General features: G+C 40.2%; 1 protein-coding gene. It reads right to left on the minus strand.

Annotation, left to right across the window (positions count from 1 at the left end; translation table 11 throughout):
- A partial coding sequence (locus tag C1G53_RS09680; RefSeq protein ID WP_153046706.1) for a LacI family DNA-binding transcriptional regulator occupies nt 1-189 on the minus strand: 189 nt, incomplete at its 3' end.
- Between the last annotated feature and the right edge of the window lie 132 nt (nt 190-321).

Genomic DNA, 321 nt, shown 5'->3' on the forward strand with positions numbered 1-321 from the left:
CTGAACAATCAGTGTCCGTTGCTGGGCCAAGGCCTTGGCCGCCACATTTGGCTTATAGTTTAATTCTTCCATCGCAGCTGTTACGAGCGTCCGCAGCTCTTGTGTAACTTGTTCTGGATGGTTGATGACACGCGAAACAGTCATCTTTGATACATTGGCTAACCTAGCCACATCGGCTAATGTCGTCATAGAACTCCTCCCTAATTCTATTTCTGTTGCTTATCTTTTAGCAAGCAAACAGTCAAAATTGTGCAAACGTTTTCTTTAGGTTATTATATACTATTTATTACTAAAAAGTAAAGACCTTTCGAATACATTTAT

Origin of the sequence: Streptococcus suis (assembly GCF_002960445.1) — a bacterium.
Classification (GTDB): domain Bacteria; phylum Bacillota; class Bacilli; order Lactobacillales; family Streptococcaceae; genus Streptococcus; species Streptococcus hyiners.